General features: G+C 70.4%; 12 protein-coding genes. 8 read left to right on the top strand and 4 right to left on the bottom strand.

The features are described from left to right. Positions 1-276 precede the first annotated feature (276 nt). Positions 277-1,053 carry an amino acid ABC transporter substrate-binding protein gene (locus tag MKK67_RS04815; protein ID WP_243962562.1) on the bottom strand — a complete coding sequence of 259 codons (777 nt, stop codon included), beginning with the start codon at positions 1,051-1,053 and terminating at the stop codon, positions 277-279. Positions 1,054-1,705: 652 nt separating this feature from the next. Between MKK67_RS04815 and MKK67_RS04820 the strand changes: the two genes are divergently transcribed. Then, entirely contained in the window at positions 1,706-2,632 is a 927-nt protein-coding gene (locus tag MKK67_RS04820; protein WP_243962526.1) for a dihydrodipicolinate synthase family protein, read from the top strand. A 262-nt stretch (positions 2,633-2,894) separates the two neighbouring features. Here the strand turns inward: MKK67_RS04820 and MKK67_RS04825 are convergent, their stop codons facing one another. Continuing rightward, positions 2,895-4,121, bottom strand: coding sequence for a pyridoxal phosphate-dependent aminotransferase (locus tag MKK67_RS04825; RefSeq protein WP_243962527.1), 1,227 nt, complete (start codon positions 4,119-4,121; stop codon positions 2,895-2,897). A 237-nt stretch (positions 4,122-4,358) separates the two neighbouring features. Here MKK67_RS04825 and MKK67_RS04830 point away from each other — a divergent pair, with 237 nt between their 5' ends. The 4 genes from MKK67_RS04830 to MKK67_RS04845 are packed head-to-tail and all read left to right on the top strand — an operon-like array spanning position 4,359 to position 7,552. Then, positions 4,359-5,777 (top strand): cytochrome ubiquinol oxidase subunit I, encoded by a 1,419-nt coding sequence (locus MKK67_RS04830; RefSeq protein WP_243962528.1) that lies wholly within the window; start codon positions 4,359-4,361, stop codon positions 5,775-5,777. Between the two features lie 10 nt (positions 5,778-5,787). Continuing rightward, positions 5,788-6,795, top strand: coding sequence for a cytochrome d ubiquinol oxidase subunit II (gene cydB / locus MKK67_RS04835; RefSeq protein ID WP_243962529.1), 1,008 nt, complete (start codon positions 5,788-5,790; stop codon positions 6,793-6,795). After that, entirely contained in the window at positions 6,795-6,917 is a 123-nt protein-coding gene (locus MKK67_RS04840) for a DUF2474 family protein (RefSeq protein ID WP_147856215.1), read from the top strand. The genes cydB and MKK67_RS04840 overlap by 1 nt, the downstream gene beginning before the upstream one ends. A gap of 56 nt (positions 6,918-6,973) precedes the next feature. Beyond that, positions 6,974-7,552, top strand: a complete 579-nt coding sequence (locus MKK67_RS04845) for a GbsR/MarR family transcriptional regulator (RefSeq protein WP_243962530.1) — start codon at positions 6,974-6,976, stop codon at positions 7,550-7,552. Between the two features lie 715 nt (positions 7,553-8,267). Here the strand turns inward: MKK67_RS04845 and MKK67_RS04850 are convergent. Then, positions 8,268-8,960, bottom strand: coding sequence for a GntR family transcriptional regulator (locus MKK67_RS04850; protein ID WP_243962531.1), 693 nt, complete (start codon positions 8,958-8,960; stop codon positions 8,268-8,270). Positions 8,961-9,442: 482 nt separating this feature from the next. Next, positions 9,443-10,363 (bottom strand): LysR family transcriptional regulator, encoded by a 921-nt coding sequence (locus tag MKK67_RS04855; protein WP_243962532.1) that lies wholly within the window; start codon positions 10,361-10,363, stop codon positions 9,443-9,445. Between the two features lie 123 nt (positions 10,364-10,486). Here MKK67_RS04855 and MKK67_RS04860 point away from each other — a divergent pair, with 123 nt between their 5' ends. The 3 genes from MKK67_RS04860 to MKK67_RS04870 all read left to right on the top strand — a co-directional run bounded on the left by MKK67_RS04860 (position 10,487) and on the right by MKK67_RS04870 (position 12,567). After that, positions 10,487-11,413 (top strand): ring-cleaving dioxygenase, encoded by a 927-nt coding sequence (locus tag MKK67_RS04860; protein ID WP_243962533.1) that lies wholly within the window; start codon positions 10,487-10,489, stop codon positions 11,411-11,413. A 62-nt stretch (positions 11,414-11,475) separates the two neighbouring features. After that, positions 11,476-12,123: an alpha/beta hydrolase gene (locus MKK67_RS04865; RefSeq protein WP_243962534.1), complete on the top strand. Its 648-nt coding sequence runs from the start codon at positions 11,476-11,478 to the stop codon at positions 12,121-12,123. Between the two features lie 36 nt (positions 12,124-12,159). Continuing rightward, positions 12,160-12,567, top strand: coding sequence for a DoxX family protein (locus MKK67_RS04870; protein WP_243962535.1), 408 nt, complete (start codon positions 12,160-12,162; stop codon positions 12,565-12,567). The last annotated feature ends 22 nt before the right edge of the window (positions 12,568-12,589 follow it).

Genomic DNA, 12,589 nt, shown 5'->3' on the forward strand with positions numbered 1-12,589 from the left:
GCCAGCTGCGGATCGCGCGGGGCGCAGCAAGGCACCGCGACCGGAGATTCCACGCGCGCTCCTGCGCCACTCGGCGGGGGAGGGTGGCCCCTGCGTCAGCAGGGGTCGGGGGAGGGCAACCCGGGTTCAGCAAATGACGCAACGGGCACGACGGACAAAGCCCCCTCCTGCACCGTGGGTCCCCTCTCCCGACGTCCTTCGGGGGCCTCCCTCCCCCGCAGAGGGGGGAGGGAGAGCCGCGGGTTCGGATGTTACCCTTACCCCGCGAAGACCCGCCTACTGCGAAACGTCCGCCCCGAAATATGTCTGCGCGATCGCCGCATAGCTGCCGTCGGCCTTGATCTCGGTGAGCGCCTTGTCGAGCGCCGCCTTCAGGGCGGGGTTGTTCTTGCGCAGGAGGATGCCGGAGGCGTCCGCGTCGTCCTTCTGGCCGACGACCTTCACCGGGGCGTTCGGCTGCTTCTTGTGGAAGTCGAGGAACGACACGTTGTCGTTGAGGGTGGCATCGGCACGGCCGGTGACGACCAGCTGGATCGACTGGTCGAACCCGTCGGTGCCGACCAGCTCGGCCCCGGCCTCCGTGGCCAGCCGCGCGAAGTTGCTGCTCAGGCTCTGGGCGGACTTCTTGCCCTTCAGGTCGGCGAAAGACTTGATCGCGGTGTTGTCGGCCCGGGTGATCACCACGGCCCGGGAGCGGATATACGGCTCGGAGAAGTCGAACTTCGCCTGGCGCTCCTTGGTGATGCTGACTTGGTTGATCACCACGTCGTAACGCTTGGCGTCGAGCCCGGCGATCAGGCCGTCCCACTTGCCCTCGACGAACTGGGGCGTGACGCCGAGCTTCTCGGCGACCTTGCGGCCGATCTCCACGTCGAAGCCGACCAGCGCCCCGGAGGCGTCGTGGAAGCTGAACGGCGCGTAGGTCCCCTCGGTGCCAATCCGCAGGGTCTTGGCGGCGCGGATCGCGTCGAGGTCGTCGGCCCGCGCCGGCGCGCCGAGAAGAAGCGCGGCTGCGGCGAAAACGGCCGCGACGGAGGCGGAAACAATACGCATCACGATGAACTCCAGATCGATCGTCTCGAACCTCATCCGGACAACCTGTTCGGAAGGCCGCGAAGACTGGGTCGGGACGGGAAAACGGGGCGAGTCGTCACCGACGGCGCCAAGCCACGTGTCCTATACCAAGCTTGGCCGTTGGCGCCTACGCCGCCCCGGGGCGGGTCCATCGCCGGAAAGCAAGGTTTTCCAAGATCCTGCGGGATTCCCGCGGATTGGTTCTTCCGGTCCGTGAACCGGCCCGGCATTCGGCGCGGGGCGAACCGGTCCGGCAGCGTGAGCCGCCGATGGGGCAAGACCTTGATCGGCTGGTGTTTTCCGAGTGCTCGGCTCTGCTTCGCGACCTCGGATTGATGGGGGGATGATCTGGCGTCGACCGGACATTCAAGCTGTTGGTAGGGAATAATATTTCTTGCGCCCATTTCGGGTTGTTGGGATGGCGCAAGGCTTGGACGACCTCGCTCAGGTTCGCGCAAACACATCGCGGCTTTTGTCGAGCCCGCGCCGGGACGGGCGTTGATCTCGGATGATCCTTCGGCACAGTGCCGGCGTGTCGCCGATCCGGGGCGGCCGCGTGGCCCCGGAGCGGCCCGGACCGGTCTTTTCCTGTGAGCCGGCGCGCGCGGCCCGCCCCGGTGGAGGATCGCGCATGAGTTCGCCTGCCCAGCCCTACCGGGGCGTCTTCCCGGTCGCCCCCACGGTGTTCGACGCCGCGGGCAACCTCGATCTCGACGGGCAGCGCCGGGCGATCGACTTCATGATCGACGCCGGCAGCCACGGCCTCTGCATCTTGGCCAACTTTTCCGAGCAGTTCGTGCTCACCGACGCCGAGCGCGAGACCGTGATGGACGCGGTGCTCGACCACGTCGCCGGCCGGGTGCCGGTGATCGTCACGACCACGCATTTCGCCACGCAGGTCTGCGCCGAGCGCTCGCGCCGGGCGCAAGAAGCCGGAGCCGCCATGGTGATGGTCATGCCGCCCTATCACGGCGCCACGATCCGGGTGCCGGAACTCGGCGTCTACGACTTCTTCCGCGGGGTCTCGGACGCGATCGCGATCCCGATCATGATCCAGGACGCGCCGGTGGCGGGCACGCCGCTCTCGGCCGCGTTCCTGGCGCGCATGGCCCGGGAGATCGAAAACGTCTCCTACTTCAAGATCGAGACCCCCGGGGCGGCGGGCAAGCTGCGCGAGCTGATCGCGCAGGGCGGCGACGCGGTGGTCGGCCCCTGGGACGGCGAGGAGGCGATCACCCTGATGGCCGATCTCGATGCCGGCGCCACCGGGGCGATGACCGGCGGCGCCTATCCGGACGGCATCCGCAAGATCACCGACGCCTACGCGGCCGGCCGCCGGAGCGAGGCGCTTGACGCCTACGCGCGCTGGCTGCCGCTGATCAACCACGAGAACCGGCAATGCGGGCTGCTCGCCTGCAAGGCGCTGATGGCCGAGGGCGGCATCATCGCCAACGAAACCGCCCGCCTGCCGCTCCAGCCGCTCCATCCGGACACGCGCGCGGCGCTGATCGAGCTGGCGCGGCGGAACGATGCGCTGGTGCTGCGCTGGGGGCGGTGAGGGTTATTTGCTGGGGGCGGGCGGCGGTCTGACAGACGCGCGGTCCTCCCTCGCTGTGAGGCTCACATCGGCGTCAGTGAGACGCGAGGGACTCCCTCTCCCGTGCGGGAGAGGGTTGGGGTGAGGGGCCAGGTCTGTCCGGATACGGCGCATCCCTCACCCTGTCCCTCTCCCGCACGGGAGAGGGGACCCGCGCTTCATCCGACAATCGAGGCGAGGGGATCCCCACGCTTACGCCGGAGCTGAAACGCCGCCCTCCGGATCAGTTCGCCCGTCCGGCCGAACCCCGCCCCAACACCCCCGACAACCGCCGCACCGCCTCCCGCGCCAGGTCCGGGCTGATGGCGAAGCAGATGCGGACCAGGCCTTCGCCCGCGGGGCCGAAGGCGGTGCCCGGGGCGACGCCGACCTTGGCGTCGCGCAGCAGGCGGTAGGCGAGTTCGAGGCTCGGCTCGTCGCCGGCGATCCGGGGCATGAGGTAGAAGGCGCCGTCCGGCGGCGCCACGGTCACGCCGGGCAGGCGCGCCAGCCCCTCCACCAGGATCCCCCTCGCCTCGGCGCAGCGGTCGACCATGGTGCGGATGAAGCCGTCGCCCTCGTCGAGGGCCGTGACGCAGGCGTGCTGGATGAAGGTCGGGATCGAGGTGGTGCTGTACTGGCCGAGCTTCGCGAAGGTCGGCGCCAGGCCCCGGGGGAAGATCACCCAGCCGGCACGCCAGCCGGTCATCGCCCAGTTCTTCGAGAAGGTGTTGGTGACGATCAGCCGGTCGTCCTCCGTGCAGATCTGCAGGAAGGACGGCGCGATCTGGTTGCCGTAGGTGAAGTGCGCGTAGACCTCGTCCGAGAGGATCCACAGGCCGCGGGTGCGGGCGAGGTCGCGCAACGCTGTCATCTCGGCGAGCGGCATGGTCCAGCCCGTCGGGTTCGAGGGCGAGTTGACCATGATGACCCGGGTGCGCGGCGTCAGCGCCGCTTCGATGTCGGCGAGCGGCAGCGTGAATCGCCCGTCCGGCTGGATCCGGTAGGGCACCGTCACCGGCACGCCGCCGGTGATGCGGACTGCCTCGGCGAGGTTCGGCCAGGCCGGGGAGGGGATGATGATCTCGTCGCCCGGCTCCAGCAGCGCCTGCGCCGCCTGCATGATCGCGTTCATGCCGCCGGCCGTGACGGCGAAGCGGTCGGCCGGGACGTCCACGCCCCAGTGCCGGGCGTGATAGGCGCTGAGCGCTGCCCGCAGGGCCGGCAGGCCGAGGGACGTGGTGTAGCGGGTATGCCCGGCCTGCATCGCCCGGTGCGCCGCCTCGACGATGAAGGGCGGCGTCGGCAGGTCGCCCTCGCCGATCCAGAGCTTGACCACGTCCGGGTCGTCGCGGCCGCGATCCGCCACCAGCCCGATCTGGCTCGTCCCGATGCCGCGGATGCGCTCCGAGAGCACGGCGGCGAGGTCGACGGGCGCGTCGAGGAAGGCGGCGGCAACGGGTTCGGCCATGGGGCGACGGGTCTCGTGGTGTCCGGGGAGCGGCGTGTCGCGCGGCGCGGTGGCCCGAGGGCGGGCACCGTGCTTGCAAGCGCCCGATCGTTCGGGGAATCGCCCCGAACCTGCCGTGTCCGGCCGCGCGCGTCCAGGCCTGCACGGCCACCACGGTTCTCCTGTAATTATCGACTTTTCAGAAATTTCTGAAATTGCTATAAACCGAGTCGCAGATCCCGAGCCGGGAGACCCATCGTGCTCGACACCCTCGATCCCCTGATCCTCGCCCGCATCCAGTTCGGCTTCACGGTGGCGTTCCACATCGTGTTCCCGGCCTTCTCGATCGGGCTGGCGAGCTTCCTCGCCGTGCTGGAGGGCCTGTTCCTCGCGACCGGCCGGCAGGTCTTCATGGACCTGTTCAAGTACTGGTTGAAGATCTTCGCCATCGCGTTCGCCATGGGCGTCGTCTCCGGCCTGGTGATGTCCTACCAGTTCGGCACCAACTGGTCGGTCTTCTCCGACAAGACCGGGCCGGTGCTCGGCCCGATGATGGCCTACGAGGTGCTGTCGGCCTTCTTCCTGGAGGCGGGCTTCCTCGGGGTGATGCTGTTCGGGATGAGCAAGGTCGGGCCGCGGCTGCACTTAGCCGCGACCCTGATGGTGGCGTTCGGGACCTTCTTCTCGGCGTTCTGGATCCTGTCGGTGAATTCCTGGATGCAGACGCCGGCGGGCTACGGCACCAACGCCGAGGGCCAGTTCGTGCCGCTGGACTGGTGGGCGATCGTGTTCAACCCGTCCTTCCCGTTCCGCCTCGTCCACATGGTGCTGGCGGCCTACCTGACGACCGCCCTGGTGGTCGGCGCGGTCGGCGCCTGGCACCTGCTGCGCGACCGGGCCAACCCGGCGGCCCGGACGATGTTCTCGATGGCGATGTGGATGGCCGCCCTGGTGGCGCCGGTCCAGATCTTTGCGGGCGACGCGCACGGGCTCAACACCCTGGAGCACCAGCCCGCCAAGGTCATGGCCATGGAGGGCCACTTCCAGAGCCATCCGGACGGGGCGCCGCTGGTGCTGTTCGGCCTGCCTGACCAGGAGGCCGGCACGGTCCGCTACGCGGTGGAGATCCCGAAGCTGTCCTCGCTGGTGCTCAAGCACAGCCTGGACGCGCCGCTCGCCGGCCTCGACAGCCTGCCCCGGAAGGACTGGCCGCCGGTGCCGATCGTGTTCTGGTCGTTCCGCATCATGGTCGGGCTCGGCATGCTGATGCTGCTCCTCGGCGCGATCAGCCTGCTCGCCCGCTGGCGCGGGGCGCTCTACCGGTGGCGCCCGCTGCACCGCTTCGCGGTCGCCATGGGCCCCGCCGGCTTCGTGGCGGTGCTGGCCGGCTGGATCACCACCGAGGTCGGGCGCCAGCCCTACACGGTCTACGGCCTGCTGCGGACAGCGCAATCCGCCTCGCCGCTTCACGGCCCGGCGGTGGCCGCCTCGCTCACCGCCTTCGTGGTGATCTATTTTTCCGTCTTCGCCATGGGGGTTCTGTACATCCTGCGCCTGATGGCCCAGCCGCCCCATGCTGGCGAGTCCGGGATCGAGCCCGGCGCGCCGATCCGCACCGCCGGCATCACCCCCGCCCCGTCGGTCGATCCCGACCGCCACCTCCAGCCGGCCAAGTGAGGCAGCAGCCATGGTCTACAGCGTCGATCTCACCGTGATCTGGGCGTTCGTGATCGCCTTCGCGGTCTTCGCCTACATCGTCATGGACGGCTTCGATCTCGGCATCGGCATCCTGTTCCCGGCCCTGCGGCCGGGGCCGGAGCGCGACACCGCGATGAACTCGGTCGCCCCGGTCTGGGACGGCAACGAGACCTGGCTGGTGCTGGGCGGCGGCGGGCTGTTCGCGGCCTTCCCGCTGGCCTACGCGGTGATCCTGCCGGCACTCTACGCGCCGATCATCGCCATGCTGCTCGGGCTGATCTTTCGCGGCGTCGCCTTCGAGTTCCGCTGGCGCGATCCCGGCCACCGCGCCGCCTGGGATGTCGCCTTCACGGGCGGCTCCGTGGTGGCGGCGCTCGCCCAGGGGATCGCGCTCGGGGCGCTGCTCCAGGGCATCGCGGTCGAGGGCCGGGCCTATGCCGGCGGCTGGTGGGACTGGCTGACCCCGTTCAGCCTGCTGGTCGGCGTCAGCCTCGTGGTCGCCTACGCGCTGCTCGGGGCGACCTGGCTGGTGATGCGCACGGAGGGGCTGCTCCAGCTCCAGGCCCGCCGGTTCGCCCAGCGCCTGACCATCGCCACCGTGGCGGCGATCGCGCTGGTCAGCGCCGCGACGCCGTTCCTGCAGGGGCGCTACTTCGAGCGCTGGCTGGCGATGCCGAACGTCCTGGTCTCGGCGCAGGTGCCGCTGCTGGTGGCGCTGGCCGCCGTCGCCCTGTGGCGGACCCTGCGGGGCGGGGGCGAGCGGGCGCCGTTCCTGATCGCGCTCGGCCTGTTCGCCCTGTCGTTCCTGGGGCTCGGGATCAGCATCTTCCCCGACGTGGTGCCGGGGCGGATCACGATCTGGCAGGCCGCCGCACCCGAGGCGAGCCAGATGTTCATGCTGGTCGGCGCCTCGGTCCTGATCCCGATCATCCTGATCTACACCGCGTATTCCTACTGGGTGTTCCGCGGCAAGGTCGACGCGCACGGGTATCACTGATGGCGCCCGCAACCCCGCTCCCGCTCTGGAAGCGCCTCGCCTGGTTCGTGGGGCTCTGGGCCGGGAGCATCCTCGGCCTCGGCGCCGTGGCGACGCTCCTCCGGTTCTGGCTCAAGAGCTGATAAGCCGGCAACACCCCGGCTCTCCCGGGGGCCTTACCGTTCGACGGATCGCCGCCGTGCACCTGCCTCCCCTGATCCAGACCTTCGTGCTGCATTTCGGCGAGATGGGCTCGCGCTGGGGCATCAACCGGACCGTGGGGCAGATCTACGCCCTGCTGTTCGTGGCCGAGCGGCCGCTCAACGCCGACGAGATCGTCGAGCGTCTGGGCGTCTCGCGCTCCAACGTCAGCATGGGGCTCAAGGAGTTGCAGGCCTGGAACCTCGTGCGGCTTCTGCACGTGCCCGGGGACCGGCGCGACTACTTCGCCACCCCGGAGGACATCTGGCAGATCGTCCGCACCCTGGTCGAGGAGCGCAAGAAGCGCGAGATCGACCCGACCCTGACCCTGCTGCGCGAGTTGCTGATGCAGGACGCCGAGTCCGAGGCGGAGCGCCACGCGCAAGGCCGGCTACGGGAGATGCACGACCTGTTCGAGCTCTTTGCGGGTTGGTACGCCGACGTGCGCCGCCTCGACACCGAGCGCCTGGTCCAGCTCCTCACCCTCGGCGCCAAGGTCCAGAAGGTGCTGGCGATGAAGGACCGCCTGACCGGCCTGCCTGGTCGGCTCGCGGGGCGCACGGACAAGGGCGAGTGAGGGGCGTTCTTCCCGTGCTGCGGACGTGACGCACAGGTCGCAGCGCCCAACCCCGTCACCCCGGGGCGCCGCAGGCTCCCTCTCCCTCTGCGGGCTATCGGACTCTCACATCTCCGGATGCGGCGCGGGTCCCCTCTCCCGTGCGGGAGAGGGACAGGGTGAGGGATGCGCGCTTTCCGGAAAGACCTAGTCCCTCACCCCAACCCTCTCCCGCACGGGAGAGGGGGCGCGTGGCGGTTTTCGCAAGCCGATGTGTGAATATCGGAGCTCTGCGGGGGAGGGAGAGCCGCGGTGTCTCCAGCGTATCCTGCCGACCCCGATGTTCACACATCGCGGCCGGATGTGGGCTAAGGCTAACTCCAAGCGCGACTCCCTCCCCCCTCTGCGGGGGAGGGTGGGCCGGCCGTCAGGCCGGGTCGGGAGAGGGGAACCCGGGTTCAGAGAAGGGCGCGACTGCCATGACGGGCAAAGCCCGATCCTGCACCGTCGCTCCCCTCTCCCGACCCCCTTCGGGGGCCACCCTCCCCCGCAAAGGGGGGAGGGAGAGCGCGTGTTTGCCTCGGGGAGACTTCTCTTGCAGCCGAAAGCCATCCGGACCGCGTTCTGTGAAGCCGCCAGCCCGCACGGGAGGAGGGGACCCGCGCCTGCTTTCGGGGGCTTGGGCCCGTCCGTGACGGCAGCAGCCCTCGGTTCAGCGCCGGCCGCGCGCCCCGCCTCACGCGCCGAGCGCGCGCCGGTAGATCGCGATCAGGGATCGCGCGGCATGCTCGATATGGCTGCGCAGCATGTCGGCTGCCGCGTCGATCTCGCCGGCCTCGCACAGGGCGAGGATCTCCCGGTGCTCCCGGTCGGCCCGGGCGACGTCCCCGGATGCCGAGAGCTGGAGCCGGGTCGGGCGGTCGCAATCCTGCAGCAGGCCGGCGACGATGCTGAGCGAGCGCGGGCGCTCGGCGTGCCGCAACAGATCGAGATGGAAGCGGCGGTTCAGCTCGCCCCAGCGCAGGATCTCGCCGGCCGCCAGGGCGGCGCTGTAGTCCTCGGTGAGGCTGTGCAGCTCCAGGATGTTCGCCTCGGAAAAACGCCGCGCCGAGAGGGCTAGAAGTTCCGGCTCCAGCTGGACTCGGAGGGTGAAGATGTCTTCCACCTCCTCCACCGACAGGCCCGAGACCACGGCGCCGCGATGCGGCATGATCTTGATCAGGCCGGTGGCTTCGAGCTGCAGCAGGGCTTCGCGGATCGGGATCCGGCTGATCCCGAATGCCTCCGCGAGCGCGTCCTGGCGCAGCTGCGTGCCGGCCGGGAACTCGCCGGTGAGGATCCGTTGGCGCAACGATTCGGCGACGGCGGCGGCCACGGTCTTATGGACCAGCCGATCGGGCGCGGATCGGACGGGAACCGCAGTCAACATCAAGGCCTCGAACGGACGGGTCTAAGGGGCTTATGCCAAGGGCGGCGCGCACGGCTCTCGGGCGGGTGCTGCGCTCGCCGGCGCGTGCAGGGCAGGGGGCTGCCGGTCCGTCTTGCCGGGGGAATACGGCCGCACGACCGAGGGCCTGCCCGCGCGACGGTTCCAAGGTCGGTCAACACCTCATCCATCCCCATGGAGCGTCCAGGGCCAGCCTCACGGACGCCAGGATCGGACATGTAACGACCGATGCCGGACACCCTCCTTCAAGAGAGGTAAGGTATCCAAGCTTTACGGACCTGGCCAGATACCATCGAGCAAGTCAAGAATATTTGTATAAAATCATTCAAAAGGTAAAGACCGTACGCTTCCGATAGGAACGCGATCTTTGACCGCAAGCGCCGTGCCGTCAGTCTCTGAACTGGACGTCGAACCCCCAGAGATCTGTAACGCCTGGTTGGGATCCGACGAATCCCGGTCCTGCCCTATCGCGGCGCCGGCCCGGCCCAGGGGGCCTGGGCGAGCGTCTGTCCGAGATAGCCGATCAGGGCGGTGATCCGGGCCGGCCGCGGGTCGCCAGGGGGCGTCACGAGGTGGAGCGCGATCGGCGGCGGCGACCAGCCGGGCAGGACCCGTTCCAGGCGCCCGGATTCGAGGTCGTCCCAGATCATGAAGTCCGGCTGCAGGGCGAGGCCGAGCCCGGCCCGGAGCGCCGGCGCCAGCGCCTCGGCGTTGTTCGCCCGCAGTGGGCCGCCGGGCACGATCACGGCCTCCGCGCCGGCCGCGTCGATGAACCGCCAGCGGTCGGGGGTCGGCAGGTAGGCGTAGCCCAGGCAGGCGTGGCGGGCGAGGTCGTCCGGATGCGTAGGCCGTCCGTGCCGGTCGAGATAGGCGGGCGTGGCCACCAGCGAGCGCCGGATCGTGCAGAGCCGCCGGGCGCGTAAGGAGGAATCCGGCAGCGCAGCGATCCGCAGGCCGATATCGAAGCCGCCGCCCACGAGATCGACCACCGCGTCGGACAGGTGCAGGTCCACCGAGACCGCCGGGTGCTGGCGCAGGAAATCCGGCAGCAGCGGCGCGACATGCATCACCCCGAAGGTCATAGGCGCCGCGAGGCGGACGAGGCCGCGCGGCTCCGCGGCCCCAGCCACGGCCTGCGCCTCCGCGGCCTCGCCCTCCGCCAGGATCCGCGCGGCGCCGGCCTTGGCGGCGTGCCCGGCCTCCGTCAGCGCCAGCTTGCGCGAGGTGCGGTTGAACAGCCGGGCGCCGATCCGGGCCTCCAGCCGGCCCACAGCCTTCGAGACGGTGCCCTTCGACAGGCCCAGCTCCTCCGCGGCCCGGCCGAAGGAGCCCACCTCCACCACCTTGGCGAAGACCGCCCAGGCCTCGAAATCGGGAAGCCGCATGAGTCGCATTCCGGAAATGATGGGTTTCCAGCGTTTCTATTTTCGCGAGCGATGGCAAGGGCCAGATTGCCGTCATCGCAAACGCCCCGCGGCATCCGCGGCGGCTTCTCGGGAGACAGCGTCATGGTGCAGTCCGGCCTCCACCACGTCACGGCCTTTTCCGGCCCGGCAATGCGCAACCTCGACTTCCACACCCGCGTGCTCGGACAGCGGCTGGTGAAGAAGACCGTCAACTTCGACGATCCGGGCACCTACCACCTCTACTACGGCGACGCGGCCGGGCAGCCCGGCACGATCCTGACCTTCTTCCCGATCGAGCACGCGGCCCCCGGCCGGGTCGGGATCGGCGAGACCCAGGAGACCGCGTTCCGGGTGCCCCGCGGCTCCATCGGCTGGTGGACCCACCGGCTGATCGAGAAGGGCGTCGCCCACGAGCCCCTGGTCCAGGTGTTCGGCGCGCCGACCCTGCGGTTCCGCGACCCGGACGGGATGATGCTGGCGCTGGTCGGCGTCGACGGTGCTGAGGCGGAGGCTGGCTGGGCCTCGGTCGAGGTTCCGGCCGAGCACGCGATCCGCGGCCTGCACGGGGTGACGCTGCTCCTGGAGACGGCCGAGGCCACGGCCGCGATCCTCACGGAGGTGCTGGGCCTGCGCGAGGAGGCCCGCGAGGGCAACCTGACTCGGTTCGCCGGCAGCGCTGAGCTCGGCGGCTTCGTGACGATCCGGGCGGTGGGCGGCTTCCTACGCGGTCGGCAGGGAGCGGGCTCGGTCCACCACATCGCGTTCCGGGCGGCGGACGACGCCGCCCAGGCCGCGATGGCCGAAAAACTCGCCGGGCTCGGCCTCCAGGTCACCGAGCAGCGGGACCGGCAGTATTTCCGGTCGGTCTACTTCCGCGAGCCCGGCGGCGTGCTGTTCGAGATCGCCACCGACGCCCCCGGCTTCGCCGTCGACGAGCCGGTGGAGTCCCTCGGCAGCGCCCTGAAGCTGCCCGCCGGACTGGAGCCGCACCGGGCCCAGATCGAGGCGGTGCTGCCGAAGGTCGCCTGACCCACGCCTCCGCCCCGGACGAACGGGACGGAGGTGCAAAGATTGCCACCAGCGAGGTCGCCATGAACCAAGACGTTCTGACCCCCGATGCCCTCGGCCTGATCCACCGTTTCGAGCCCGGCGCCGCCGGTGCGCCGCCGCTCCTGCTCCTGCACGGGACCGGCGGCAACGAGCACGATCTCCTGCCGCTGGGCCGGATCGTGGCCCCGGGCGCAGCCCTGCTGTCGCCCCGCGGGGCGGTGCTGGAGAACGGCATGCCGCGGTTCTTCCGGCGCCTGGCCGAGGGCGTGTTCGACGAGGCCGACCTGCGCCGCCGTACCCGGGATCTCGCGGCTTTCGTGGCGGCGGCGCGGGCGCGCTACGGCCTGGCCGCGCCGCTGGCGCTCGGCTTCTCGAACGGCGCCAACATCGCCGCCGCCCTGCTGATGCTGCACCCGGAGGTGCTGGCCGGCGCGGTGCTGATCCGCCCGATGGTGCCGCTGGCCGAGCCGCCCGCGGCGGACCTCGCGGGCAAGCCGGTGCTGATCCTGTCCGGAGCCATGGACCCGATCGTCCCGGCCGAGAACGCCAGCCGGCTGGCCCAGCAGCTCACGGCCGCCGGCGCCGCGGTCACACACCGGATTCTTCCTGTCGGCCATGGTCTGTCGCAGGCCGATGTCAGCCTCGCGGCGGACTGGGTCCGCGGCCTCGCGCTTCCCGACGCGGCCTGATCGTCGAACCTCTGCACGCTGAAACGGAGTCTTCCCATGGCATCCCCGATCGCCCCCGCGCTGACGCTGCTGCCGGTCACCGGCCGGGTCCTGATGAGCGCGCTGTTCCTGGTGAGCGGGGTCGGCAAGCTCGCCGCCCCGGCCGCGACGCTCGCCACCATCCGGGCCGCCGGCCTGCCGCTGCCGGAGGTTTCTTTCGCGGTGGCAGCGCTGGTGGAGATCCTGGGCGGCCTGCTGCTGATCCTCGGCTACCGGACCCGGCTCGTCGCCCTGGCGCTCGCCGGCTTCGCGGTAGCCACGGCGCTCACCTTCCACACGGCGCTGGCCGACCCGAACCAGATGTTCCACTTCCTGAAGAACCTCGCCGTGGCGGGCGGCTTGCTTCAGGTCGCGGCCTTCGGGGCCGGCCCGTTCAGCCTCGACGCCCGGCAGGGCCGGGCCTGACCGGGCGCCGTCACCAGCACAG

Origin of the sequence: Methylobacterium sp. J-072 (assembly GCF_022829425.1) — a bacterium.
Taxonomy (GTDB): Bacteria; Pseudomonadota; Alphaproteobacteria; order Rhizobiales; family Beijerinckiaceae; genus Methylobacterium.

Excerpts from the sequence above, each read along its gene's own strand:
- MKK67_RS04850 (WP_243962531.1), bottom strand. The coding sequence starts at position 8,960 with ATGTTGACTGCGGTTCCCGTCCGATCCGCGCCCGATCGGCTGGTCCAT.
- MKK67_RS04840 (WP_147856215.1), top strand. The coding sequence starts at position 6,795 with ATGGCGCCCGCAACCCCGCTCCCGCTCTGGAAGCGCCTCGCCTGGTTC.
- MKK67_RS04815 (WP_243962562.1), bottom strand. The coding sequence starts at position 1,053 with ATGCGTATTGTTTCCGCCTCCGTCGCGGCCGTTTTCGCCGCAGCCGCG.
- cydB (WP_243962529.1), top strand. The coding sequence starts at position 5,788 with ATGGTCTACAGCGTCGATCTCACCGTGATCTGGGCGTTCGTGATCGCC.
- MKK67_RS04855 (WP_243962532.1), bottom strand. The coding sequence starts at position 10,363 with ATGCGGCTTCCCGATTTCGAGGCCTGGGCGGTCTTCGCCAAGGTGGTG.
- MKK67_RS04820 (WP_243962526.1), top strand. The coding sequence starts at position 1,706 with ATGAGTTCGCCTGCCCAGCCCTACCGGGGCGTCTTCCCGGTCGCCCCC.
- MKK67_RS04825 (WP_243962527.1), bottom strand. The coding sequence starts at position 4,121 with ATGGCCGAACCCGTTGCCGCCGCCTTCCTCGACGCGCCCGTCGACCTC.
- MKK67_RS04865 (WP_243962534.1), top strand. The coding sequence starts at position 11,476 with ATGAACCAAGACGTTCTGACCCCCGATGCCCTCGGCCTGATCCACCGT.
- MKK67_RS04860 (WP_243962533.1), top strand. The coding sequence starts at position 10,487 with ATGGTGCAGTCCGGCCTCCACCACGTCACGGCCTTTTCCGGCCCGGCA.
- MKK67_RS04870 (WP_243962535.1), top strand. The coding sequence starts at position 12,160 with ATGGCATCCCCGATCGCCCCCGCGCTGACGCTGCTGCCGGTCACCGGC.